The 23,989-nt window shown below is 62.5% G+C and carries 28 protein-coding genes; 22 read left to right on the forward strand and 6 right to left on the reverse strand.

Annotated features, from left to right (window positions below; genetic code table 11):
* Positions 1 to 75: 75 nt before the first annotated feature.
* A complete protein-coding gene (gene nusG / locus ACP7C5_RS01845; RefSeq protein ID WP_010185156.1) occupies positions 76 to 618 on the reverse strand; it encodes a transcription termination/antitermination protein NusG in 543 nt (180 codons plus the stop codon).
* Between the two features lie 16 nt (positions 619 to 634).
* Positions 635 to 832, reverse strand: coding sequence for a preprotein translocase subunit SecE (secE, locus tag ACP7C5_RS01850; RefSeq protein ID WP_029625164.1), 198 nt, complete (start codon positions 830 to 832; stop codon positions 635 to 637).
* Between the two features lie 443 nt (positions 833 to 1,275).
* Between secE and ACP7C5_RS01855 the strand changes: the two genes are divergently transcribed.
* From ACP7C5_RS01855 to ACP7C5_RS01940, 18 genes are all read left to right on the forward strand, one after another.
* Positions 1,276 to 2,625, forward strand: a complete 1,350-nt coding sequence (locus ACP7C5_RS01855) for a tyrosine-type recombinase/integrase (protein WP_426262983.1) — start codon at positions 1,276 to 1,278, stop codon at positions 2,623 to 2,625.
* 902 nt (positions 2,626 to 3,527) lie between these two features.
* Positions 3,528 to 3,728, forward strand: a complete 201-nt coding sequence (locus ACP7C5_RS01860) for a helix-turn-helix domain-containing protein (protein WP_426262984.1) — start codon at positions 3,528 to 3,530, stop codon at positions 3,726 to 3,728.
* A gap of 211 nt (positions 3,729 to 3,939) precedes the next feature.
* Entirely contained in the window at positions 3,940 to 4,116 is a 177-nt protein-coding gene (locus tag ACP7C5_RS01865) for a hypothetical protein (RefSeq protein WP_426262985.1), read from the forward strand.
* Positions 4,113 to 4,427 carry a hypothetical protein gene (locus ACP7C5_RS01870; protein WP_426262986.1) on the forward strand — a complete coding sequence of 105 codons (315 nt, stop codon included), beginning with the start codon at positions 4,113 to 4,115 and terminating at the stop codon, positions 4,425 to 4,427. The genes ACP7C5_RS01865 and ACP7C5_RS01870 overlap by 4 nt, the downstream gene beginning before the upstream one ends.
* Positions 4,424 to 4,774 carry a hypothetical protein gene (locus ACP7C5_RS01875; protein WP_426262987.1) on the forward strand — a complete coding sequence of 117 codons (351 nt, stop codon included), beginning with the start codon at positions 4,424 to 4,426 and terminating at the stop codon, positions 4,772 to 4,774. Before ACP7C5_RS01870 ends, ACP7C5_RS01875 begins: the two co-directional genes overlap by 4 nt.
* Positions 4,771 to 5,103: a hypothetical protein gene (locus tag ACP7C5_RS01880; RefSeq protein WP_426262988.1), complete on the forward strand. Its 333-nt coding sequence runs from the start codon at positions 4,771 to 4,773 to the stop codon at positions 5,101 to 5,103. Before ACP7C5_RS01875 ends, ACP7C5_RS01880 begins: the two co-directional genes overlap by 4 nt.
* Positions 5,100 to 5,366, forward strand: a complete 267-nt coding sequence (locus ACP7C5_RS01885) for a hypothetical protein (RefSeq protein WP_426262989.1) — start codon at positions 5,100 to 5,102, stop codon at positions 5,364 to 5,366. Before ACP7C5_RS01880 ends, ACP7C5_RS01885 begins: the two co-directional genes overlap by 4 nt.
* On the forward strand, positions 5,366 to 6,415 hold the full coding sequence (locus tag ACP7C5_RS01890; RefSeq protein ID WP_426262990.1) for a CHC2 zinc finger domain-containing protein: 1,050 nt from the start codon (positions 5,366 to 5,368) through the stop codon (positions 6,413 to 6,415). The genes ACP7C5_RS01885 and ACP7C5_RS01890 overlap by 1 nt, the downstream gene beginning before the upstream one ends.
* Positions 6,412 to 7,935, forward strand: a complete 1,524-nt coding sequence (locus ACP7C5_RS01895; RefSeq protein WP_426262991.1) for a DUF3987 domain-containing protein — start codon at positions 6,412 to 6,414, stop codon at positions 7,933 to 7,935. Before ACP7C5_RS01890 ends, ACP7C5_RS01895 begins: the two co-directional genes overlap by 4 nt.
* On the forward strand, positions 7,928 to 8,371 hold the full coding sequence (locus ACP7C5_RS01900) for a hypothetical protein (RefSeq protein ID WP_426262992.1): 444 nt from the start codon (positions 7,928 to 7,930) through the stop codon (positions 8,369 to 8,371). Before ACP7C5_RS01895 ends, ACP7C5_RS01900 begins: the two co-directional genes overlap by 8 nt.
* Before the next feature lie 261 nt (positions 8,372 to 8,632).
* Entirely contained in the window at positions 8,633 to 8,905 is a 273-nt protein-coding gene (locus tag ACP7C5_RS01905; RefSeq protein WP_426262993.1) for a helix-turn-helix domain-containing protein, read from the forward strand.
* Between the two features lie 691 nt (positions 8,906 to 9,596).
* A complete protein-coding gene (locus ACP7C5_RS01910; protein ID WP_426262994.1) occupies positions 9,597 to 9,914 on the forward strand; it encodes a hypothetical protein in 318 nt (105 codons plus the stop codon).
* On the forward strand, positions 9,914 to 10,348 hold the full coding sequence (locus ACP7C5_RS01915; RefSeq protein WP_426262995.1) for a hypothetical protein: 435 nt from the start codon (positions 9,914 to 9,916) through the stop codon (positions 10,346 to 10,348). The genes ACP7C5_RS01910 and ACP7C5_RS01915 overlap by 1 nt, the downstream gene beginning before the upstream one ends.
* Entirely contained in the window at positions 10,348 to 10,785 is a 438-nt protein-coding gene (locus ACP7C5_RS01920) for a hypothetical protein (protein ID WP_426262996.1), read from the forward strand. Before ACP7C5_RS01915 ends, ACP7C5_RS01920 begins: the two co-directional genes overlap by 1 nt.
* A complete protein-coding gene (locus ACP7C5_RS01925) occupies positions 10,776 to 11,471 on the forward strand; it encodes a hypothetical protein (protein WP_426262997.1) in 696 nt (231 codons plus the stop codon). Before ACP7C5_RS01920 ends, ACP7C5_RS01925 begins: the two co-directional genes overlap by 10 nt.
* A 2-nt stretch (positions 11,472 to 11,473) precedes the next feature.
* The gene (locus ACP7C5_RS01930; RefSeq protein WP_426262998.1) at positions 11,474 to 13,369 is read left to right on the forward strand and encodes a D-Ala-D-Ala carboxypeptidase family metallohydrolase; all 1,896 of its coding nucleotides are present in this window, start codon (positions 11,474 to 11,476) and stop codon (positions 13,367 to 13,369) included.
* Positions 13,366 to 17,004 carry a hypothetical protein gene (locus tag ACP7C5_RS01935; protein WP_426262999.1) on the forward strand — a complete coding sequence of 1,213 codons (3,639 nt, stop codon included), beginning with the start codon at positions 13,366 to 13,368 and terminating at the stop codon, positions 17,002 to 17,004. Before ACP7C5_RS01930 ends, ACP7C5_RS01935 begins: the two co-directional genes overlap by 4 nt.
* 640 nt (positions 17,005 to 17,644) lie before the next feature.
* Entirely contained in the window at positions 17,645 to 18,115 is a 471-nt protein-coding gene (locus tag ACP7C5_RS01940; RefSeq protein WP_426263000.1) for a hypothetical protein, read from the forward strand.
* Positions 18,116 to 18,120: 5 nt separating this feature from the next.
* On the opposite strand, the gene ACP7C5_RS01945 is transcribed toward ACP7C5_RS01940, so the two are convergent.
* The 4 genes from ACP7C5_RS01945 to ACP7C5_RS01960 all read right to left on the reverse strand — a co-directional run bounded on the left by ACP7C5_RS01945 (position 18,121) and on the right by ACP7C5_RS01960 (position 20,884).
* The gene (locus ACP7C5_RS01945) at positions 18,121 to 18,336 is read right to left on the reverse strand and encodes a hypothetical protein (RefSeq protein ID WP_426263001.1); all 216 of its coding nucleotides are present in this window, start codon (positions 18,334 to 18,336) and stop codon (positions 18,121 to 18,123) included.
* 155 nt (positions 18,337 to 18,491) lie between these two features.
* Positions 18,492 to 19,745: a trypsin-like serine peptidase gene (locus ACP7C5_RS01950; RefSeq protein WP_426263002.1), complete on the reverse strand. Its 1,254-nt coding sequence runs from the start codon at positions 19,743 to 19,745 to the stop codon at positions 18,492 to 18,494.
* Between the two features lie 303 nt (positions 19,746 to 20,048).
* Positions 20,049 to 20,591, reverse strand: coding sequence for a hypothetical protein (locus ACP7C5_RS01955; RefSeq protein ID WP_426263003.1), 543 nt, complete (start codon positions 20,589 to 20,591; stop codon positions 20,049 to 20,051).
* Between the two features lie 83 nt (positions 20,592 to 20,674).
* Complete coding sequence (locus ACP7C5_RS01960) at positions 20,675 to 20,884, reverse strand: XRE family transcriptional regulator (RefSeq protein WP_426263004.1); 210 nt, start codon at positions 20,882 to 20,884, stop codon at positions 20,675 to 20,677.
* 173 nt (positions 20,885 to 21,057) lie between these two features.
* Between ACP7C5_RS01960 and ACP7C5_RS01965 the strand changes: the two genes are divergently transcribed.
* The 4 genes from ACP7C5_RS01965 to ACP7C5_RS01980 all read left to right on the forward strand — a co-directional run bounded on the left by ACP7C5_RS01965 (position 21,058) and on the right by ACP7C5_RS01980 (position 23,877).
* Positions 21,058 to 22,056, forward strand: coding sequence for a hypothetical protein (locus ACP7C5_RS01965; protein ID WP_426263005.1), 999 nt, complete (start codon positions 21,058 to 21,060; stop codon positions 22,054 to 22,056).
* 3 nt (positions 22,057 to 22,059) lie between these two features.
* Positions 22,060 to 22,452, forward strand: a complete 393-nt coding sequence (locus ACP7C5_RS01970; protein ID WP_426263006.1) for a hypothetical protein — start codon at positions 22,060 to 22,062, stop codon at positions 22,450 to 22,452.
* Between the two features lie 332 nt (positions 22,453 to 22,784).
* Positions 22,785 to 23,006: a helix-turn-helix transcriptional regulator gene (locus ACP7C5_RS01975; protein ID WP_426263007.1), complete on the forward strand. Its 222-nt coding sequence runs from the start codon at positions 22,785 to 22,787 to the stop codon at positions 23,004 to 23,006.
* Between the two features lie 76 nt (positions 23,007 to 23,082).
* Positions 23,083 to 23,877 (forward strand): hypothetical protein, encoded by a 795-nt coding sequence (locus ACP7C5_RS01980; protein ID WP_426263008.1) that lies wholly within the window; start codon positions 23,083 to 23,085, stop codon positions 23,875 to 23,877.
* Positions 23,878 to 23,989 lie beyond the last annotated feature (112 nt).

Consider the following 23,989-nt stretch of genomic DNA (forward strand, 5'->3'; position numbering starts at 1 on the left):
TCGCGTGCCGCGACCCGCCGGCCGGTCGGGGCCGTCTCGCAGATAGCTTGCGCTATCTGCGTGCGGCCTTCCGACTTACGACTTGCTACGTTCGACCTGCTCGAATTCCAGCTCGACCGGCGTCGCACGCCCGAAGATCGACACCGACACCTTGACGCGGCTGCGATCGAAATCGAGCTCTTCGACGATGCCGTTGAAGCTTGCGAACGGACCGTCGAGCACCTTGACCGAATCGCCGATCTCGAAGTCGACCTTGACCTTCTGCTTGGGCGCAGCAGCGGCGGCTTCGTCCTTGGTGCTGAGCATCCGCGCAGCTTCCGATTCCGGGATCGCCTGCGGCTTGCCGTTCGGCCCGAGGAAGCCGGTGACCTTCGGGGTGTTCTTGACGAGGTGATAGACGTCGTCGTTCATGTTGAGCTTGGCGAGCACATAGCCCGGCATGAACTTGCGCTCGACGAGGATCTTCTTGCCGCGGCGCGCCTCGGTGATCGTCTCGGTCGGGACTTCGATCTGCTCGACGAGCTGCTCGAGGCCCATGCGGGTCGCCTCGGCCATGATCGAATCGCGGACCTTGCCCTCGAAACCCGAATACGCGTGAATGATGTACCAGCGTGCCATGTGTCTTTTACCTAGATTATTTGGCGAGGCTGAGCAGCAGGTGGACGATCGCCTCGAAGCCGGTGTCGACGATGAAGAAGAACAGGCCGAGCAGCGTCGTCATGATGACGACCATCACGCCGGTCATGATCGTCTCGCGCCGGGTCGGCCACACGACCTTCTTGGTCTCGGCCTGGACCTGTCGGATGAATTCGAGGGGGGTCGTCTTCGCCACGGTCTGTGCACTCATGTTCTTTTTAGCCGAAACGGACATGGGCCCGCCGTCCGGACCTGCCAAGGCCCGATGACGAGAATTCCCAATTTCGGAATGATAGCGGCGTAGCGCGTGTGCGGTACGAAATCAAGCGGGGGGCGGGGGCGGTCACCGGAGTAAATCCGGTGACTCGTCGGACGGGGTCGCTGTAGCGACCCGCCGGCCGGCCTTGCGCGTCTCGGAATTAGCTTCGCTAATCTCGTGCGCGCGGTGGCTGGCAGGGGAGCTCGGACTCGAACCGAGGGCCTTCGGTTTTGGAGTTCTAAGCTACCCCCTGCACCGAGCTTCCTTTGAGCTACCCCGGCTTGGGCTAAGGCCCGGTAAGCCTGGGGCTTGGTTTCCCTGACACATGCTCCAACTGTATGGGGCTTGATTGAGCGTGCTTATCCGGTTATTGTCCAGGCATGGCTACGGGACGCATTACAAAACGCTCAGTCGATGCAATCCCGCTGCCGGTGATCGGCGCGCGATCGTACCTATGGGACGAGACGCTAAAGGGCTTTGGCGTGATGGTGACGCACAAGGCTGCGCGCTCCTATCTCGTCCAATACCGGATTGGCGGTAGAGGGGCGCCAACCCGCCGCTACACGATCGGACAACACGGCTCGCCTTGGACTGCCGAGCGGGCGCGGGAGCGGGCAGAGGAACTGCTAGAGCAGATACGCCGCAAGATTGACCCCGTGGAGGCCGATAGGGCCATGCTAGCGGCTGCTGGCACTGCGAAGGCCCTGGATGCGGCCCAACAGCATATCGCGGCGCGGCTGGGGTTCTCGACGTTCGCGACGCGCTATGTTGAGAAATATGCCCAGATCGAGCAGCCCCGGAGCTGGAAGGAAACCGACGGCATCATTGCACGGGACCTCAAGCCCGCGTTCGGCGAAACGCCGCTTACCGAGATCACAGACGCAGACATTGCCGAGCGCCTGGATGAAATCGGGGAGCGCAGCCGTTCTGCCGCGCTCAAGGCATACAAAACACTGCGCAGCATCTTCAATTATGCGTGCGACAAGGAACGCCGGCACCTTCCGCCTAGCCGATCGCCTATGCTCGGGATCAAGCCCCCCTCGAAGGCTGGCAAGCGCGAGCGCACGCTAAGCGACGCAGAGTTGCGGCTAGTGTGGATGGCTGCGGGCGGGCTCGGCTGGCCGTTCGGCCCGATCGTGCGCTTGCTGATCTTGACCGGGCAGCGCCGCGACGAGGTTGCTGGCATGGCATGGGGCGAACTGGACAAAGACAAGCGCCAATGGCTCCTGCCGGGGGAGCGCTCGAAGAACGGCTATCCTAACCTTGTGCCGCTCGCCCCCTCGGCGCTGGTGGCGCTGACTGACCTTCCCGTCATCAAAAGCAAGGCGGGTCTATTGTTCACGACGACGGGCGAAACCGCCGTTTCGGGATTTTCCAAGGTCAAGGCGCGGCTTGATGCAACCATTCTCGAGCTGATCCGAAAGGAAGCGCGGGAGGCTGGACAAAGCGAAGCCGAGATTGAGAAATTGGCCGTTGCGCCGTGGACGCTGCACGATCTGCGCCGCACGCTCGCCACCGGATGCCAGCGCCTGGGCTTTGCCACCGAGATTACAGAGGCCGTTATAAACCACGTCAGCGGCACGCGGGCGGGGATTGTCGGGGTGTACCAGACGTACCGGTATGAGGCTGAGAAACGCAGCGCGTTGGAAGCTTGGGCGCGTCACGTCATGGCGGTTGTGGAGGGCGAGCTAGGCGGATCCAATGTGCTGCCGATCGGCAAGCGCGCGTGACAGACGATCGCAAGCAGCCGCTTTTTGTCGCTCGGCGTAGGCGCCCGCCGCCCCCTGACGCGGACTCCATACTTAGCGGCACGACGCCCGTTTCCGTGGTGAAGTCGCTGTGGCCGGTTGCACCTGTTGGCGCGGTTGACGCTGCGCAATTTATGCCTCTAGCCGAAGCTGTCCGTACGATGGTGGGCGCCGGGTTTAGCGACGCTGTGGCCCGTACCGAGTTAGCGCGGCGCATTTTTACAGACCTATTGCCGGTGTCGGCGGAGCTTGTGACTTACGAGCGGCCGGCAGGAACGGGTGTCCTTACGAAATTGCGTTGGCCTGATGCTGGAGCGCAGCTCGGCGAGCAAATGTTGCGGGCGAATGGTCAACGCGGCCTCTCTATCGTCTGGGAGACAGGCGAATTGCGTTGGACCGATCTGCGCGAGGCGATCCCGTACCATGCGCTAATACAAGGGGCGATGGTTGGGCGAGCGGAAGTTCTGACGCTGGTCGGTCCCGTCGCCACCGCTCCTAAAGACGTTCCGGAAGCCGCACCCACAAGCGAAGAAGGCGAACTAACGCAACGTGGCCGCGGTCGCCCTTCCGGCAGCGATCAATATGCGGGAGATCCTGCGATTGTCGCCCGTGTCATCGCCCTTTGCGATAGCCATGATTACGTCGGTCCTAGTCGCGTCCGGAAGGCTACCGCGTCCCTCGTTCGTGAGATTGAGGGGGGGGCTATGGCAGATGCGTCCAAGATCAGGCGCATAACTGAAAAAGTCAGAAAGCTGCGCCCCGACCTGTCGCCTAATTAATCGCTATTTCCGGGCATTTCCGGTCAGAGATTTAGCGGGGTCCAACCTGCTTCAAGCTTCCTCAAGTGGCGTTGCAATTGTGCGACGGCATGGTGGAGGCAGATAATGAACGCTTTGACCGTCGATACAGAGGAAGCCGCACGGCACCTTAGCCTAAAGCCGAATACGCTCGAGAAGATGCGCACTCAGGGGAATGGCCCGCGCTTCGTGAAGCTGGGCCGCGTGGTGCGCTATCGTATCGCCGACCTCGAGGCATATATTGCCGACCGCGTCGTTTCTTCGACTTCCGAAAAAGCGGCAGCGTGAAGGGCGGTGGCAACAACAGCACGGGTCGCGCTTCGGCCCTATAACGAAGCAACCCGCCCCTCGGCAAAGGGACGGGCTACCACGAATTTGATCAACAACAGCAATTACGCAGATAGCGCCTCGGCTCTCCGGATGCAACGTCTTCGGTTGCTCGGCATCGTCGGGCAGCGCGCTCATTTGCTCGCGGCCCTCGCCTGGGGGGATCTGCAGCATGGTTGAGCATCAACGCCAAGCGATGGCTCTGCTTATGTCGGGAGCCGCGCTCAAACCTCGCGAAGGTCAATTCCTTGGCGGCATCGCATTCGACGCTAACCCGCTGTCGGAAAAGCAAGCGAACTGGCTTGCGATCCTGCTGCGGAAGCATGGGCTTGAGGGGGAGGGCGCATGAATATGCACAGCTCCATTTATCCGGAAGCGCCGGGACACCGCGGCGTAGATACGTCGATCGCCGCCGCCGATACTGTCGCGGCCTCGCTCGGCCGGCTTCAACGTACCGTGTTTTGCGCGGTTCGGGACGCGGGCGCGAACGGTGCCACTACGAACGAATTAGCCGAACGCCTCGGGATCGATCGCGGGACGGTACAGCCGCGCACGTCTGAGCTTCGGCGGCAGCACATGATCGCAGATAGCGGCCAACGCAGGCGCAATGCCAACGGCAAAAGCGCAATCGTCTGGGTCGTGACGGACGGTGCGTCGTGAGCGCCGTTGCCATGCTCAAGCCGAGCATTGCCCGCGCGCTTGTGGTCGAGCAGCTCAACCCCGACCAGTGGCACACCACGCCGCAAGGCCTGGGACTGCCAGAGGGCGCGATAGGAAGCCGGGGCTCGGGCGTCTGCGATTACGCGGAAGCTGTGTCTTGCGCGCTGTCGGTGGCTGACGTCACAGGCCTTCCCGTGCTGGTCGCTGCCTACGGGGAGCCGCGCCGCGCTTTGTGCGAGGTGCAACACGTCGCGCCCTACACCGCGCGCGCGCCGTTCAACCGCCGCCCGACGCTGGATGAGATCCTAGGCCTTAGCGGGCCTTCGGAATGGGAGGGCCTGCGATGACAGCGCAGATTTTCCCGGCGTCGTCGTGGTGGCGCGCTCGCAATCAACGGGCACTGACTGGCAAGGCTCCACGCCTCGCCGTTCGGCGCTCGATCGTGATGCGGCAAGCGTCAAGTGGATCGTGGGCCGTGGCGGTATGTGAGTGGCGCTTTGGCAAATGGAAGAAGCCCGAATGGCTATGCCAGTCGGTGCCGTTCGATGAAGCGCACGGCGTCACGCTGCAAGCTTGGCAGCAATACCGCCTGCCGGTTTTCTGGTCCTACTCGGACGAGACCCACCTTCGCCCTTTTCTCTTTGGCCGGAACGAACCGGCGGAGAACGCAGCATGACCGCGCGTATTCTTTTCCTGCCGAACCGTCGCGCCCACTGCGGGACCGTTCACGTAATGGGCGAGCGCGCCACCGGCTTTGAAATCGGCCACGAAAGTGCGTCGGGCAATAGCTGGGGCAGCTTTGACGGCCCGTTTTCGACCGCAATCGAAGCGATCGGCGCGGCCCACGCCCTTAACCGCGATCAGTACGGGGGGACCTGTGGCGTAGAAGTACACACCGCCGCCGCTCGAGACGCGAACCCAGATCAGGAGGCATTCTAATGAGTGCCGCACAGCAACCGCGCCGGCGTGATAGCCGTGTGACGGGCGACGACTTCCGCCGCTTGGTCGATGAAGCCAAGGCAAGCCACAATCTGTCCGATATTGTCGGGCGCCATACCGCCCTTAAGCGCCGGGGAGCGCGTGAAATGGTCGGGCTCTGTCCCTTCCATGCTGAGAAGTCACCAAGCTTCGAAGTGAACGACGGCAAGGGGACGTGGCATTGCTGGGGCGGGTGCGGTGGCGGCGACGCTATGTCGTTCCTGATGCGGGCAGATGGCCTGTCATTCATGGAAGCCTATCGCGCCCTCACTGGTGACGCTTTCCCGATCGTCTCGGACGAGGAACGCGCCAAGCGGAAAGCCGAAGATGCGGCGATTATCGCGCAGCGCATTGCGATCGGGCGGGAGATTTGGGCGCGCTCGGTCGATCCGATCGGCACGCCGGCCGAAGTCTATGCGCGCTCGAGGGGCATTGTAGCGCCGCTTCCGGATACCGTGCGCTTTGTGATGACGCCGCGCTGGCGGGACGCTGAGACCGGCGAAGTAGGGCGCGACTATCCGGCGATGGCCTGCGCGCTCCACGACGCCACCGGGGAGGTTGTCGGGGTGCAATGCGTCTTTCTGACGGACGGCGGGCGCCGCAAATACGATCGCCCGCGGCAGGATGGCACCAAGGCAAAGGCCAAGCTGAGCTATGGCGCAATCATCGGTTCCGCCTTCCTGGCGAGCGGCATGGCGTCGCGCGCAGCTTGTGCCGAGGTGGTGGTTTGCGAGGGTCCCGAGAATGGCCTTACGCTCGCGCAGGGGCTCCCCGACGCCTTGGTCTATGTAGCGTGCGGGGCAGACTTGATGCCGCGCCTAAGCCTGCCCACCGCTGTCCGCTCGGTCGTTCTAGCCGGGGACAGTGACGAGCCCGGCCGGATCGCCGTGGCGGCGGCAACGCACGCCTTCGAAAGTCGGGGGTTGTCGGTTCGGGCAATGTATCCGGCGCCAGCCTTTGCCGATTGGAACGATGAACTGCGCGGCATCGTGCGGGAGCGTGCCGCATGAACGCCGCAGCATTCAAGAGCCGCATGGACACGGCCGAACCGGTGACGAGTTGGGAGGCCCCCGATATGTCGATCCTAGCCGGTGGCCGCACCACGCCCCCGGTTATGCCTCAAGGGATGTTCGGCAAGCTGTGGCCGCTTATCAGCGATCTGGCAGCCGGTGCGGGCTCTCCGGTCGATTACGTCGCTGTGGGCGTGCTGGCGGTCTGTGCGTCCTTGATCGGGGCTAAGCGACGGGTGCAGCCGTATGTGACAACGCCGCAGTGGCAGGAACCGTGTGTGCTTTGGGTTGCCCCTGTGGGTGATCCGTCGTCCAACAAGTCGCCCGCGATCGACGCCGCCACCGGCCCTTTAAGAGCAATGGAAACCGAGTTAGCCGAGCATCACAAAACGCGGCTGATTAGCTGGCAGACCGTGGCCGAACGCGCGCGGCAAGAGAAGGCCGAATGGCAGGCTCAGGTCAAGACGGCGACCAAGGACAATCTCGCAACGCCGCATATGCCGGATGCCGCACAGGAACCCGACGAGCCGCAACGTCCGCGGTTGGTGGTGCAAGATGCCACGCCGGAAGCGATGGGCGACATTCTGGCGGGGAATCCGAACGGGGTGCTTCACCTTCGCGACGAGCTGGCAGCGTGGCTTATGAGCTTCGAGCGCTATTCGCCTGGGGGTCGCGAGTTTTGGCTAGAAGCCAATGGCGGGCGCGAGCATGTCATTGACCGCAAAGGGAATAAGGCGGGGCCTGTCCTTATCCCGTTTAATGGGGTGACGGTGCTTGGCGGTATCCAGCCCGAAAAGCTGCGCGAGTGCCTGCTTAAGACCGCGGACGATGGCCTAGTGCCGCGCTTCCTGTGGGTGTGGCCCGACCCAATCCAATATCGACGCCCGCGGCAAGTGGCAGATGCCAGCCAGCTCGAGCGGCTTTATCGGCGCTTGCACCAACTAGAGGCAGATCGAACAGACGGCGGCAAGATTGCACCACGCGTTCTGTTGCTCTCGTCCAGCGCGGCCGACGTGTTCGAACAATGGGTACAGGAGAACGACGAGGCGGTGCGCGAAGCATCCTCGCTGTACAAGGGATTCGTGGGCAAGCTGCGCGGCATGGTCCTACGTCTGGCGCTGGTGGCTGAGTTGATGGCTTGGGCGTCCGAAGGAGGAGCCGAGCCCGATACGATCAGTGTCGCCACGCTCGCCGCGGTCCTAAAGTTTGTGGACGATTACGCCAAGCCTAGCGCGCTGCGCGTGTTCGGCGACGCGGCATTGCCAGAAGAAGAACGGAACGCCGCGGCGCTCGCCCGCTATATCCTCAAAACGAGTGCGCAGCGGATCAACGCCCGCGATATTCGGCGGACCAGCGGGATAGCGACGCTTAAGCAGGCTCAGGACGTGGACGCCGCCACCGAGGCGCTAGCGGAAGCGGGGTGGCTTCGACCGTTGCAGGAACGCGAGGGAGGCACGCCAGGCAAGCCCCGTAAGGACTATCTCGTTAATCCTGCGGTGCATGGAGCCCGCCGTGGGTAACTGGCGCGAAGTCGCCGCTAGGGCGCTGGCAGAGCAGGGGGAAGCGGCCCCCGCGGTTGATCGGTACGGGCTCGAAGCTGATCTGCACCGGAACCTCTCGCGGCTCGCCAATTTATCGCCACCGGCCAAGCTTTCCGCGGACTCGAATTGGCGGGAGGTGGTTCAAGACGCGCTGCGGATCGCACGCGAAGGATGGGCCGCAACCGCTCTTTCGCTGGGGTGGACAGTTGCCGACCTCTACGGCGTCGGCGAGCGCGATAGCTGGGATTTCGAGGGGCTGGCAGCGTGGCTGCGCGGGCGGCGCATCGTGGCGCTTGATGAGCGGATCTGTCTGGCCGGCGAAGTTCGGCCTTGGGACATATTCGAGCGGGGCGGGCCATGTCGTGGGCGTATGCCGGTGGTTGTCCCCGTGATGCTGTGGGATTTCGGCCGATGATCGGACCTATTGGCACTATTGGCACTATTGGCACGGGGTCTATCGCTCTCAATCCCCCCGCCAGCCCCCTCACGCGGCGTAGGCTAAAAAAGGTTATATCTATCTATCTCGGAAAAGAGCGAGGGAGCGCTGATGGCCGCATGCCAACAGTGCCAACAGTGCCAATAGCTCTCGCCGCCAGCTTATCCGATCGCTTCGAAAGCCGCGATCGCGCGCCCCCGCAGCGCTGCTGGGCATCCATCAACAGAGAGGCGCTGACCGATGACGTTCGACCCTGACTTTGGCAAAACCGGATACGCTCGCGACCTCCTGCGCCTACGCTTCCGCCGCCTACGCCTATCGCAAAAGGCATTCGCGGAACGCTTCGGCCTTTCGCACTCGAGCATCCGCGATCAAGAGCAAGCGCGCTTCTCGCCCTCGGCGGCATTTCGCGTTCTCATGGTCGCGATCGAGCTGGATCCGGTTCTAGTCGAGCGTGCCGCGCGCATCGCTGCCACCCGTGCGCCTGGGGGATACGATCCCGACGACGCCTGAGCCGTTCCGAAGCCTGTAAACTGCAGGAGATTTAGAGAATCCGGGGGCGGGCAAGTTGATGCGGGCAACCCTGCATTTCCGTACCCCTTAAAGGTGGGGGTGATTGGGCATTCCGCGACCAATATGCGCGCGCGCGCGAAGACCCGAGAAAATACCCGGAATTATTGGATTCCCCAAAAAGGCACGGATGCCCCGCCATTGTGCGAGACAGGCTTAGCCGGGGGGAGTTTCGCGACCAGTACGCGCACGCGCGCGAGGTCAGCGGAAATTTAGCTAGGCAGCGATCTGTGGGGCCGCATTTCCGGACACATCGCGCGTGCGTGCGCGTGCAAAGCCTAACCTTGTAAGCAACATTGCTCTCGAGCCGTAAAATAGGGTCGATTTACGGACCTGCTCGGCGGGGGTTTTGCAATGTCTCCGCGCGCGGATGGCACGCCTCTGATCAGGCAACCCCGTGAAACCATAACAAGCCGTTCGGCGCGCTTTGTCGTAATACTGTCTTGACAAGCCATGGAGGCAGTATGCGCGTTGAAGTCCACAACACACTTGCCCAGTTTCGGGTAAATGATGCGCTGATCAATTCGGCCGCACACCGGGCACGCTCGAATGGCATGACGCTTTCCGAATTCATTCGGGCTGCAATTCGCCGGGAGCTGCACAGCTAATGACATATGATCCGACAGCCGGGGGGATGGACTGGCTAATTGCCGGTCCAGGCGAAAGCGTGTTCAAAGGCTTCGGTGGGCCTCCGAGTATTCCGGACGCCGCCCCGGTTCGCACCGATCGCGACGTGTTTAACGCGGCAGAATTTATCTTGGATATGAGCGGGCGTGCATTCGCGCGTGCTGCCGCTGCACATACTGGCCGCGCTGAAACCGAGTTTTGGGAGATCCTGCTAGACTATCCCGCGCACGCTGTCGGGCAGGTGCTGAGCGCTGCCGGCTGGAAACAGCTCGCGCACGATCTGCGGCTTAACGACGAAGCGCCGTTCCCGGTGGTCACGCACTGATGACGATCACCGCCACCCGTGACGCTGCGCTAATCAACCGGATCGCGAACAGTGACGGCGTGCGCGAGTTCGTCGCCGCGGACGATCGGCTTATGGATTGGACGCCGCTTATCGCGCGTCCTTTTGAAGAGACCGGCGCGGTTGTGTTGACGAATGGCGCCGATGCCGTCGCGGCGTTCACTTACACCGCTCCTAGCATTTTCCAGGCACATTTGCTCTTCGCGAAAACCTGCCGCGGTCGCAAGGCGATCGACACCGCGCGAGCAATGCTCAAGTGGATGTTCGACAATGGCGCTACCATCGTTTGGGGCGCCGCCCCCCGAGCTAACCGCAAGGTGGGAATCTTCGGCCGGCTCATCGGTGGGCGGGTCATGCCGTCTTCGGACGCCACAGACATTGTCTTCGAATGCCGCCTAGACGGTCTCGCGCGCTGATGGTCGATGTTTTCGCCACCCGCGACCTGGATCTGGTCAACAGCTTTGCGAACGATCCGGATATTCTGCCGTTCTGCGGTTTCCCCGCTGGCATTAAGCGCGTCGATATGCGCGATCGGATCGACAATCCGGCGCTCCTGTTCGTGACGGACGGAAGCGGCGCAATGATCTGTTTCGATCACACCGCGGAAGGCTGGGAATTTCACAGCATGTTCCGCCGATCGTGCCGGGGCCGCAAATCTATCACCGCGGCGCTTGCCATGTTCGATTGGTTGACGAGCGCAACAGGCGCCCGCGTCCTGCTCGGAACCTGCCCGGTCAATAATCTTCCCGTTCGCTGGTTCTGCCGACAGCTCGGGATGGCGTCCCTCGGCATCTCAAACAGCGATCAGTTCGGCCCGGTCGAACGTTTCAGGAAGGAATTGGCGTGCCGTTAGCAGCAGCAGGAATCGGCGCGGCCGGTTCGATCTTGGGCGGAATCACGGGCGGCAAGGGGGCGCAGGCGGCGGCGAAAGCCCAGGCGCAGGCGCAGCAAGCCGCCATCGGTGAGCAGCGCAACGAGTTCAACACGATCCAGGCGAACAACCAGCCGTATACGCAGGCGGGCACGTCGAGCCTTGCCAGCATGTTGAACCTGCTAGGCTTGGGGGCTGGCGGTGCGACAGGTCAACAGGGCGCGATTGACGCGCTCAAGGCCTCTCCGACTTTTACGGCGCTCGATCAGACCGGGACCGATGCCATTTTGCAGAACGCAGCGGCAACGGGCGGGCTGCGAGGCGGTAATACGCAGAACAGCCTATACAATAACCGCTCGAACCTTCTCGCCAGCGTGATCCAGCAGCAGCTAGGCAACCTCGGGGCGCTGGTGAATGTCGGGCAGGCTGGCGCATCTGGCACGAATGCCGCCGCGTCCAATACTGGTAACGCAGTTTCTTCCATCCTGACGCAAGGCGGCAACACCGCTGCTAGCGGTATTCTGGGTGGGGCAAATTCCTTCCAGAATACGCTTAACAGTCTCAGCCAGATCGCGGGCAAGTACTTCAACCCGCAATCTACGTTGCAGTTGCCTTCGCAGCTCAAGGCAAGCGGCTTTGGCGACACCGCTCAGACGGGGATCTGGTAATCATGGCAACCGATCCCACACAGCTAATGAGTATGCTCGCGTCTAACTCGGGCCTTGCTGGTCAGTTCTTCCAGCAGGGGCAGAACGACGCACGCAAGCAGCAGGTTGACGACCAGAATATCGCGCTCAACGCGGCCAAGCTTAACCAGATGAAACAGCAGGCCGTTGCCGACGCGAGCTTTCAAAATGATTGGGGGACGTATCTCAAGAACCCGACGACGGACGGCCTAGCCCAGATCGCGGTCAAGTATCCGTCGCATACCGAAGCGGTAAAGGAATTCTGGGCGATCAAAGACCCGGAAGTCAGGCAAAGCCACATCGCTGCTGTCGCCCCGATCGTCAGTGCGCTGCACAACAATCGGCCGGATCTCGCGATTACCTCGCTACAGGGGCTGCGGGATGCGAGCGCTAAGGCGGGACAGCCAACCGACGATTACGACCAGGAGATTGCCGCTCTAAAGTCGGGCGACAAAGATGCAATCAACGCCGTCAAAGGTACGATGATGATGCATCTTGCCGCGGTCGACACTGACGGCAAGTTCGCAGAGAGTCTGGCTAAAGCGCAGAAAGCGTTGGCTGGTCCGGACGGCTACACGCTCGGCGCTGGCGACACTCGCTTTGATGGCAATAACGCCGTGGTCGCGCGGGGCATTGAAAAGCCGACCTATGAGAAGGTGGCGAACGGGGACGGCTCCGAATCGATCGTACAGGTAGGCGGCGGCGGAGGCGGTAGCTCGGGCGTGTCGGAGGGCACCGGCCCCGGAACGTCTGCCAACCCTTCCCCCCGCTGGACGAGCGCGCAGCTTGCGCAATCGGTCCCTTTCGGCGGCACTGTCACGTCGGGCGTTCGTTCTGCGCAGCACAATGCCGCGGTTGGTGGTGTCCCTAATTCACAGCACGTCGCCGGCACTGCGATCGACGTTGTTTTCCCTAAGGGCGTCACGACGCAACAGGTAAAGGACTATTACGCGCAGCAGGGCGCCAGCGTCCAAGTGATCCACGAAAACGCGGGTGATCCGCATTCGACCGGGGACCATTTCCATATTCAGGGTGCGAGCCCGAACGCCGCTCCTGCGACCTCGCAGGCGCATTTCAACGAGAGCGGGACAAAGGTTCTATACACGTCAAAGGGGCGCCCAGGCGGTGCTAGCGGGCCGGCTCCTTCGGGCTATCGTTTCAAGGGGAACGGCACACTCGAACCTATCCCCGGTGGGCCGTCCGACGCGACGCAGCTAACGCCAGAATCTGCCCAGATGATGGCGCAACAGTATCTTGCTGGGGACAAGACCGTTCTGCAGGGGCTCGGCCGTGGCAAGCAGGGCGGCGCTGCTATCGCTCAAGTCCGCGCCGCGATTACCAAGCAGGCGCTCGCGCAGGGCATGACAGGCCGCGACATCGCCGCACAGATGGCCGATTTCAGCGGCGTTGTGGCGAGCGAGCGGGCGACGGGCACGCGAACGGCGCAAGTCGAGCTTGCCGCCACCGAGGCGCAACGCTTGGCCCCTCTGGCGCTGGCGGCTTCTGACGCGCTCCCGCGTGCGGGCTGGACGCCTGTTGCCCGAGCGGTTCAGTCGGTCCAGAGCGGAACGAACGACGTGCGGTTGCGCCGGTTCGTCACGGCCAACAATGCGCTGGTCAACACCTACGCGCGGGCAGTCAGCCCCACCGGCGTGCCGACCGTGGACGCGCAGAATCACGCGCGCGAGATTCTGAACACAGCGCAGGACCAAGCTTCCTACCATGTCGTCGTCCAGCAGATGATGAAGGAAATCGCCGCCGCCAGAGCTGCGCCCCGCGATGTGCGTAACGATCTGCGCAACAATGTCGGCGGGAATTACAAACCCGGTGCCTCCGCCGCTCCGTTCCAAATCAAAATCCTAGGAGTTCGCGCGAAATGATCGCACCGGCACAGCAACAGCATCTCGGCCCGCCAGCGCCAGACGGGCAAGCCCAGATTTACACGATCGACGCCGGGGGCGGCGAAGTCATGGACATTGAAGCGCCTGCCGGTCTGACCGCCGAACAGCTCGAGTCGCACCCGGACATCCAGGCGGCAATCCAAGCGCGCGGTGCGCCGGCTGCTGCTGCGGCGCCATCGGAAGCTCCGGACCAGATGGTAGGCGGGTTTGCTGACCAGCTCAACCAACCCGGCGCGAAGCTGTCGCCCGAAGATGAAGCGGCCTATGGGCATTTGCTGCGGACTGGCGACGCTCGAGCAATCAACGGGTTTTTGATCGCCCGCCAATATGCGCCGCGCCAGGGTATCCAGGGATTTGTCGCCGCTCGGGACAAGGCAATTCGCGAGGGGCGCGGAAACCAGATCAATTACGGCGTGACCTATGACTTTCCGAAGGTTGCCAAGCAACCCGGCTATGTCGCGGCACTCGACGGTGCGCACAGCGTCATTCCAGGCGGTGACGCGCTCCTTGCGGGGATCGACGCGCTAGACAAGCATATCGAGGGTAACTCGACACAGACGCTCTCGCAGGATTACGAGGCCGCGCGCGACAACCTGTCGTCGCTCGCTGCCAGCAATTCCGATAATAGCCCGGTCCTCTATCATGGCGCGCAGCTTATCGCCGGCCTCGCTATTCCGACCGGACTTGAAGGCTTGGCCGCTAGGGTCGAAGCCAATGCGCTCGCCGCTGGCGCCACCGCTACCGAAGCGCGCTCGGCCGTGCTGGTCGCGCTGCGTAATCAGGGTACCAAGGCCGGCGCGATCTATGGCGGCGCGCATGGTGCGCTTGACGCCAGATCGCCGCAAGAAGCGCTTCTAAATGCCCCCGTGGAGGCCCTTCTAGGGGCTGGTACGGCGTTTGGCCTGGGCGAAGCGGGCAGGCGTCTCGATCCCCTGCTACAGCGGGCCTCCAGCGCCGTTCGGGGCGCCGTATCCTCGGTTACTACCCGCGGTGCTCAGACGCGTGCAGCGGACCTTATCCAGAACGCTGGGACGGGCTCCACCGCCGATGTTCTGTCAGCGATCGACAACGCGGCCCCGACGCTTAGCGGGGCGCGTCCGACCCTGGCAGAAGTCGCGAACGATGCCGGCATTGCGGGCTTTCAGCGCGGGCACGCCAACACCGACCTCGCGACCGCTTCCGCGATCGGGGAGCGGCACGCCGAAAACGCGCTTGCACGTACCGGCGCCATCTCGGGCGCTCTCGATGGTGGCAACCCGCAGGCGGTGCAGGATTTTGCGGGCGCTCAGCTCTCGGCGGCTGAAACCGGGACCGCCGCGCAGCGCGCAATGCGCGAGGCCGCGATTGCCGACCGTATCCGCCTCGAGAACGTCGGCGCCACCGATGCTCGACAGGCCGCAGAGACGAACCTCACGCAAGCCCGCTCAACGATCGGCCCCGAAGCCGACCGCGATGCTACGGGCGCGGCGGCGCGTACCCGCTTTGAAAATGGATATGCCGCGGCGCGTCAGAAAACCGCGGACGCCTATAATCATCCGCATCTTACCGATAACGAGCCGGTGGTTTTGCGTCCTGCCGAGCTGGTGGACCATTACCTGGGCGGGCAGTTGGGTGACGCCGGCCTTAGCTCTTTCCGCAAGGAAGCGATAAAGGCGACGCGCGCGGCGCTGCCGGAAAAGCCTCAAAGCCTGATGCAGTTCATCCGCGCCAACGGGGGCGTAAAGTCGGATGGCATGGGCGCGGACGATCTGCGGCACTCGGGGTTGATCCACAACGCCGAACCGGGCTTCATCAATTCGCGCGGGTTGCCGCTCGATCGCCAGCTAGAGGCGGCGATTGAAGCAAAGTTCGTTCCTCCTGGCACGACGCTGGCAGACTTTGCCGAGGAAATTAACTTGGAACACCGGGGGCTTTCCCGGCTGGTTCGGCCACGCGATGCCAACGCGGCTTACGACTATGACAACGCCGTCAAAAACCGCGAGTATTGGCAATCCGAGCTTGATAAGCACGGGTACGACTCTGCGAAAATGTCCAATGAGGATTGGCGCGACTTCCATAAGGCGATGACGGGAGCGCCCGACCAGCGCCGCACGCTGCAGGATCTGGAAACCGAACCGACCCCGGGGAAGGTCATGGGGCCTTTCCAAAAGGGCTTGGCAGATATTCGCGATCAGTATTTCGGGGATGGCGCAACCTCCATCCCGCCCGATGCGCAAACCTTCTTCAATGACGTGATGAACGCCGACACCGTGGGAATCCGGACGTTGGAGGGCTGGGAACGCCGCGCCTATGATATGGCGGCTCGGGCGCCGGATCGCACGACGGCTGCATTTATCAAGATGGTAGGCCGCGCGATCGGGGCGAAAGCGTCTGTCGCGGGCGGGCCGGCGCGTGCAAAGGCTTTGGCCGCGGCTCGAGCGGCTCGGCTCGAGCAGGGGCGGATCTTCGAAACTGGCGACGCGGCAAAGGTGTTTGCGCGGGACCGTTTCAATAACCCTGTGACCGGCGACAATACGATCTCGTCAAAGCTTGTTCGGCCTGGCGCTGCGGGTGGCGATACGATCGAAGGGCTTACGGCTGCGGTGGGGCCTGAGCAGGCGGAAAACATCGTGCGACAGGAAATCCGCCGCCTTGTCGATGAAGGCAACGTGACGACCGCTGCGCAGGCTAGGGCGCTCGCTGTGAAGTATGGCGAGGCTGCACGCCGCTTTCCTCGCGTACAAGCCGATTTGCAGGCCCTACAGGCGCATAGCGGAGCTTTGGACGCTGCGAAGGTAGGCGAGGCCGCTGCGGCGCGCTCTGGGCCAACTGCAGAGGAAACCGCCAGCCTCAAAGAGCGGACGGCGCTTCACGATCAGATTCTAGCGTCACCGCTCGCCAAGGTGGCAGATCCTAGCGTTGATCCAAGTTTGTTTGTCGCGCAGCTTCTACGGCGATCGGACGCCGGCCGACAGCTGCGGTTTCTTCATTCGCAAGTGAAGATCGATCGCGACGCGGTGAATGGCTTTCGCCGTGCGCTGGGGGATTATATCGTGGACGCCGGCAAAGGGCCGAATTTCACCGCTAGCGGGGATCAGGTCCCCTCGATCAACAAGACGCGCGCCGCGATCAGCAACGTACTGGCGCGCGCCGGGGATGCTCTCACGTCGCAGCAAAAGCTTGTGTTGCAGTCGGTAGGGCGCGAGCTGCAATCGGCTAATTTCGCTGCAACGATGTCCAAGCCTGCCGGATCTGAGACGGCGCTCAATCGATCGTTCGCCGATCTGATGGAAATGGCGCCGGCACTGGGGCCCGCGACGGGTGCGGCTAAGCATCTACTCGGCAAGGTGCTTAAGGCGCTGAGCAATGAGGCTGAGGTGAAGCGGCTTATTACCCAGGCGATCTTGGATCCGGAATTTGCTGCCACGCTGTTGAAGCGTGCGACGTCCGCCCACTGGGTCGAGGTCAAGAAGGGCTTGACGGGGCTGACGCGCATAGAGGCGACAGCGGGCGCTCAGGTCATCCAGTTGCACCCGCGCGTTTCGGGGGCCTTCTCGGGCGCTAGCGGCTCAATTCCAACATCGCTCGCAGCGGCTCCACCCGGCAATAGCTCCGTCGATAGCGTTGGGTACTGATAGAGGCACGCACGACAGCGCGAGGCCGACAAAGAATGCTTTAGACCAAGATCGCATGAGTTGCGCTTAGCGTGATTCGTGCGGCTTGGCTAAGCCAGATGTGCCCACTTAACCCGGGATGCAGAACGCCTGCGGGGCGTGGTAATTGACGATTATGCCGCCCGGTGGATTGTTGCGCCGCGTGTTCTCCATGCGGCGCGCTGCCTCTGCCTCGAGCGTCCTGACGGCCTCCTGGCAACGGTTCTGGCTCGGCGATCACAGTAACGCCACCGCTGCTACCCCACTGCAAAACCAGTTTCCAAGCCGTGGGGTCGTTTGGCGCTTGGGCTGCAAGAAGCATTGCGAGCAGATACATAGCGCGGCCTTCGCTAGTGTCAGGTGCGGTTCGTATGTACCTGTGTGCCTCGCTTGATCAACCATCCTGCAAGCTTCCCTATTCAAAGGGGACCGGCGTCGTGGCGCGATGCAACCGTGCCGCCCGACCTAACTTGCCCAGGGATGGAGATCGGTCTGGTCGGGCGTTTTATCCCTTTGTTTCGATGGTGATCATAGGAGCGCGCGCCTGTTGTCGTGGCAGGTGCGTGATCGTACACTCCACGCTGATAGCGTTAGCCATGGGCTGGTGCGACATTCGGGGGACATGATGATCTGGATGCTTCTGTTAGCACAGGCTGGCGCCGTTGGGGCCTCGCCACCGGTTGCGGGACTTGAACTGCACCTTGTTTGCCGGGGGGTCGGCGAGCGCAAGGTCGTCAATGGCGCGTCGGCGGTCGGCTTCGGTTCGAATGGTAATACGTTCAGCGCGTTCGGCACGCGTACCAGCCACAAGGATTTCGAAGATCAATTCGATTTCAACCTCGTCGGCGGAGTAGGGACGGCACGCGTCCCTCGTCGCTTTCTGCCGCCTGCCCATGGCGGCGATGGAGGTTGGTTCAACGTAAAGGACATGGTGGTAGGCGACGATTACATCACGGGGAAAGTGATGATAAACCTCATAAATCACCCCAACATCCGTTTGGACCGACGCACCGGGACAGTGTCGCTTGGCGGGAAAGTCGGCTCATATTCTGGTGAATGCCAGAAGGTCGACCCCACCGCACACGCGTTCTAAGCTGGTCACCTAGCGCTCGGCATTCGCAAAGGCGGGCCGGTTACGATCACCGCCGCACGCTTCATGTCGCATTTCGCGAACTTGCCGTTGGCGGCTTTGCAGCGGTTCGACTTGCCGGGCGCGGCGGTGCCGCACTTGATGAATTTGCCCTTTGCGTCGCGGCATGGCGCGGCGAGCGCAGGCGTGGACAGCAGCGCGATCGAGGCAGCTGCGAGCATCATGTTGCGGATCATAGTTGTCCTCACGCCGGTGAGTTGGCTTGCCCAAGCTATCCAAAGCCATCCGGCGCGTCGGGAGCGGTGACCGGCCAAAGCGGTCGGGCAGAAGTCGCTCAATAGCGGACGCCATTCTACAGCGCATCTCGCCCCGCAGCCATTCAACCAGGTCTGATGCCGCTAGCATTGATAGGCGGCCAGCGAGTGGGGAGAGTGAGGCTCGTCTCGTCTCCGACATTAACTCTGGTTGCTCCCCATTTCTCAATCGGAACGCCGTCGACGAATAAAGCGACATCATCGATCACGAGATCATCTGTTGCCCAGAAGGTGCGGGCTATGATGTCGATTTCGTCCAAGCTCCAAATCTGATAGCCCGGCCGGATGCCGGTGAGCGAGAACGATACGGTGTCTCCCACCTGGAATGGCCCATCCATGCGGATATAATTCGTGAGCCAGTTCACTACGTCCAATGACAGACGATCCTCGATCGACGCCCCTGCCGCCAGGACGAAGCTCAAGCGAACCTCCTTGCCCACCACGTCTGGCTGCAGGATGGGCGGCGTCCCACCATACTGTGCTCCAATAAAGGGCCCATCCGTCGAGGAAAACTCAGCGGGTCGCGCGTATCCGTCGCTTCCGACCTCATATTCCCGTTCCGGTCCATCCGAGATGATGCCTACCACCTCGCCATTGGCATTCAGCACCGGGCTGCCGGAGTTTCCCTGGAAAACGTCGACGGCTAGCGTCATCAAGGGCTGTATGTCGCTCACACCTACAAGATTCCCGCCGCAGCCCTTCATCGGCAAGCTGTCCGGAAACCCAATCACGTTGACGGAGCGTCCTGTGAATTGGCCGCCCATCTTAAGAATGGGCCGCGCGCCGGTCGACCGAGTAAGACGGAATATCGCCCAGTCCTCGATTGGCGACGTTCGGCCGAAATTATATGACCACGCCAACACACCGGAGATCGCGAACACCTTGGCGGGGTCGAAAACTAGACTAAACTCTCCATCCGGACCAAGTTGCCAGTCGAAGACTACCGCATACTTGCTGTGGCTCCACAGCTGATCCGTGCCCGGCTCGCACAGATTGTGCGCAGCCGTCGCGCAGACCCCGTCGGCAACGATGAAGCAGGTGCCTTCAGGGCCAAGCTGCTGGCCATAGAAATGGGCGTCCGGCGCCAGTGGCGCCCCGGTCGTCGACCTGACCAGGTCGGCAAGGGTCCCAATGGGATTGAAATGGTAGTTTCCGTCGGGCCCCAGCGTCAGGCGATCCGCCTCGACAAGAGCACCAATCGCTCCGACGGCGTTCGCAAGAGGACCTTGAAGGCTGTAGGCCTCCACACGTGTGTCGGAGCCGTCGTAGATGGCGCCGACGGCACCTGAAATCATTTGGACAGCTTCATCGCTCGTCATCCGGGTTCATCCTCGAGGTTCAGCCACTGTCGGTGGGCATAACTCATGAATGGCCGTCGCCAAATGCCTAAGCGTCCAAATCGGTCGACATCAAACGACCGCCGTCAATTCGTCCACGACAGCGACGGACCTCTCTTGTGCGCCAACGGCATCAAGGTGCGGATCGCCAGAGTGCAGGCACCGGATTACGAGGATGCTGATCCGTGCCGACGCCGCGATGCAAGGATTAGGTAACAAGCTGAAGACCACCTTCAACAACGTGTCAGCAAATATGAAGGCTCCCTAGCGCGCGGCTCGGCGGCATCAGCGCAATTCAGCCTCGACCGCGAGCCCGCGCTGTAGCAGCGCCGCTACGATTGCCTCGTACGGCCGGTGACAGCTATCCCACGCATGGTCGCGCGGCGCCGCGGCGGCGGCCCAGTAGGATCGAAGGTGCGTCTCGTCGCGCAGGTATGGATAGAGCACCCGAAGGGCCAGGCGGACATCGGGCGTGGCGATCGGCGCGTCCTTTGCGCGATAGGACGCCGCGTGCAGAACGCTGAGCGCCAAGTTCATCAGGATCGTCTCGGCGCGCTTGCGGCGGAGCTCGACGCGGTCCTGGCTGAAAGGCAGGGCCTCGACGCGGGTGTTCGCGCTGCCGCACCGCGCGTTCCAGCACGGCAGGCTCGAGCGCACCGATGCCCAGTCCAGACCGGCGCGGTGCATCGTGCGATGATGTATTAGCGCCTCGCGATCGCACATTCGGACATGGCCGCATTCGTTGCAGGTCACGCGCACCGCGGCTTCGATGCGGCGCAGGTCTGTCAGGGTTTTGATGGGACCGACCATGGCCGCGGTGAAGCACATCGCGGCGCGATTCGGCTAGAACATTGTGAGAACAGATCGCAGACGGGGTTCAACTCGGTGCTGACTCCGTTCGCGCCATCCTTCTAAAGCAGGCGAACTCCCGGCCCGCCCTTTAGCGAAACCTCCCCGTTGCCGACAAAGACGCAGCCCCTCGTCTCGAGCGCGGTTTGTAACTTCGCGATCGTAGAGGCGTAAGCTTCCCCGCCGCTTTCGAAATTGGAGACCGTGGCGGCGCGAACACTCGCGGCTTTACCTAGATCAACAATGGACATGCCGAGGGCGGCGCGTGCCATGCGGGACTGTTGGGGCGTCATGCTCATAGCGTAGAATTAATACGCTTTGGGTATTGACGCAACCCTATAGAGCGCTCAATTTAATACGGTCTTGCCCATAAAGCAGGCGACCGGGAGGAAGGTCTAGGCCCCTTCCGCCCGGTCTAACCACAACGATCGAACAAGGATCAATCATGGCTAATTTCGCTCTTAGCGTACCCCACGCTTCTGCCAATGCTCACGACTGGAACGCTGCCGTTTCGACATACCGCAATGTAGCATCCGAACGGGACGCCGCGGCCCCTAACGATTGGAAAGACGCGGCGCAAGAGTCCGCATGGGAAAAGCTCGTGGACCGCGCAAGCACGGCGCTCGCCGTTGTTACCAAAACCCCGGCCGCGTCGTTCGCGCAGCTCGCGCAGAAGTGCGAACTCGTCAAAGCCGAGTATCCGGATGGGCAGCATATGGACGGCGACGACTGTGCGGCGATCATTGCCGACGTGCTGCGCCTCGCGTCCTCTGGCGCGAACAGCACGGCCGGCGAAAACCCTGCTCTGGTCGCGGCTTTCGAGCAGTACCGCGCTGCCGCTCGCGTGCTGCGGAACGATCCCGAAGCGAAATTGCCTGAAGGCGAAAGCGACCAGCTTTTCGCGGTGATGGACGTTGCCGACGACGCGCTTAACGCCGAGCCGGCACGCACGGTTTCGGGCGCGATCATGAAGCTTCGGCGCGCTTTCGCTTGCGGCGCGCAAGAGGCGTGGTCTGACTTGGCCGTGTTTGATGATCGGCCCCCAGCCTTCGCCGAGGGCCTGCGCGTGGCTGACCTTTACGCCCGCATGCTTTGGGGCGCGATCGAGGATCTACAGCGCATCGCGACCGACAAGACCGCCGCCCGCCTTGCGAACGGTGGCGCGGCCTGGGATAGCGCCCTTGCCGCGCTCGTCGCGGAACAAGCTACGGTTGACGCAATCTCTATCGAAAGCGAAGCATGGGATGACGCCGACGCCAAGCGCGCCGATGCTCTGCACGCGCTGGTAACGACCCCCGCGCCCGACAACGCGGCTTTGAGCCGGAAGGCAGAATATCTGTTCGGGGAAGCGGCCGACAACGGCGAATACGGTCCCCAGTGGTGCCCGGATTTTATCGCCGCCTACGTGGCCGACGTGCGCCGCCTCGCAGCGATGGAGGGTTGAGCGATGGGCAATCATCCCGCCACCGCCACGCGCCGCGCCGTTCTCGGTGCTGCCATCGCACTCCCCGCGCTCGCTGCCGGTTCGGTTCATGCCGCGCCGACCCTGGGGGCCTCAACCTTCAATGAACGGCTTGAGGCGTTCAAGCGCGCCCATGCCGTTTTTGTGCGTGCCTGTGATACCGCAGGCTGCGGAGAGGACGAACTTGACGCAGCAACCGAAGCGGCGGGAAACGCATACGACGCGCTGATTGCGACGCCGGCACCGGATATGCGCGCGACCGTCGAAAAGCTTGCCGCCTTGGCGGTGTGGTCGCGCGGCTGTCAGATCGAAGCTGACGAGGTGCTTACGATTTGCGCCGATGCCGAACGGATCTTGGCGCGGGGAGGCAGGGCATGACGGCGCTGCTTTCCCGCTCGTTCCTCGGGAGCGGCCTTACCGTTGGGGGCGCTGCGGCGTCCTTGGCAGTCGGGCTGGCCTTCTGGCCTATCTGCGCCCTCGCATTCGCGGCGATGCCGTCATGAGCGCCGCCACCGCCCGCCAGATCGGTGCGCAGCTCGCCGCGTTCTGGTAGGAAATGGCCCCGGCTATCTCCTACCAGTACGACGCCCACGGCCTCGAGCGCTGGGACGCCAAAGGGGAGGGGCCTTGCCACTGTCTCGCGTTCGAAGAGTTCGGGTTGTCGTTCTCGCTGTTCTTCGGCCGGATGCCTCGCAAGGGAGATCACTGATATGACCGACAATGCCACCCCCGCCAAAGACCGCCGCCGCGACTGCTTGTTGCGGTTTCCCGAGGTCAAACGCCGCACAAGCCTTGCCAGCTCGACCGTTTACCGGCGCATGGAAGAAGGCACATTCCCGCGATGCCAGAAGCTCAGCATCCGTGCTGTCGCCTGGTACGAGAGCGACATCAGCGACTTCATCGCCGATCCGCTGGGTTATCGGGCGCCTTAGTAGAATAGGCTCCGGCGCTGGCGCTGCTTGGCCTACCATCGTTCGCGCTGACCGAGCGATTCGGTGGAGGCGTCGAGTGCCGAAGGTTCGTGACGACCGAATGAAGCTTTACGAAGCCGGAAAAAACGATGTTGAGATAGCTCTGGCCGTTGGTGTCTCAAGGCCTGCCATTTTCCAGTGGCGTAAATGCCGCGGGCTGCTTGCAATACCTTGCACTTATGGGAACGCGCATCTGTCAGCCGAACGACGAGCAGCGAGGCAACAGGCGTACGACGAGGGTTTGAATGATCGGGAGATTGGGGAGCGCGTCGGGCAAAAAGGTCTGCGAGTCGGCGAGTGGCGCAAAGCCAACAATTTGCCTTCCAGCGTCGAGCGTTTCCCCAATCGCCCCCGCGGCCAGACCGCCGAAAAGATCGCAGAACTGACAGCCAGGCGCGCTCTCTACGATAAGCGAATGACCGACAATCAGATTGCCAAAATGACCGGTCGCAGCGTTGGCGGCATATCCAATTGGCGCGCCAAGCATCATCTTCCCCGCAACCCTGAGCCGCCCCCACATGCTTATGTCCGCACCGACCCGACCTTGCAGCGCATCCGACGTGCGATCGGGCGTATGGTCGCCCCTGACATAGCGGATGACGCTGCTAGCGATATGTACGTCGCGCTACTCACTGGCGACGTTCAGCCGCACGAGATCGAGCGGCGCGCGCGGACATTCGCATTTCGTTCGCTTCGACAATTTGCTGATCGCTGGGGCAATCGATCGCTGGATATGGCGGTCGGGTGGGAAGGCAATCGAACCCTACTCGATATACTGGGCGATGAGACGTCAGCCTCATGGTTGGAAAATATGGGCGCTACGATGTGGTGACTGTGCCGGTGCCGCGCGGGGTGCTGATGTAGGGGATAGTAGAAGCCAGGTTCGGGTCGTGAACCCCTAGCTTGCATTGCCGCCGTTTTGAAACCGAGAAGCGACTGCCCTA

The sequence above is a fragment of the Sphingomonas sp. PWP1-2 genome (genome assembly GCF_049898305.1).
In the GTDB taxonomy this organism is placed as follows: Bacteria; Pseudomonadota; Alphaproteobacteria; order Sphingomonadales; family Sphingomonadaceae; genus Sphingomonas; species Sphingomonas glacialis.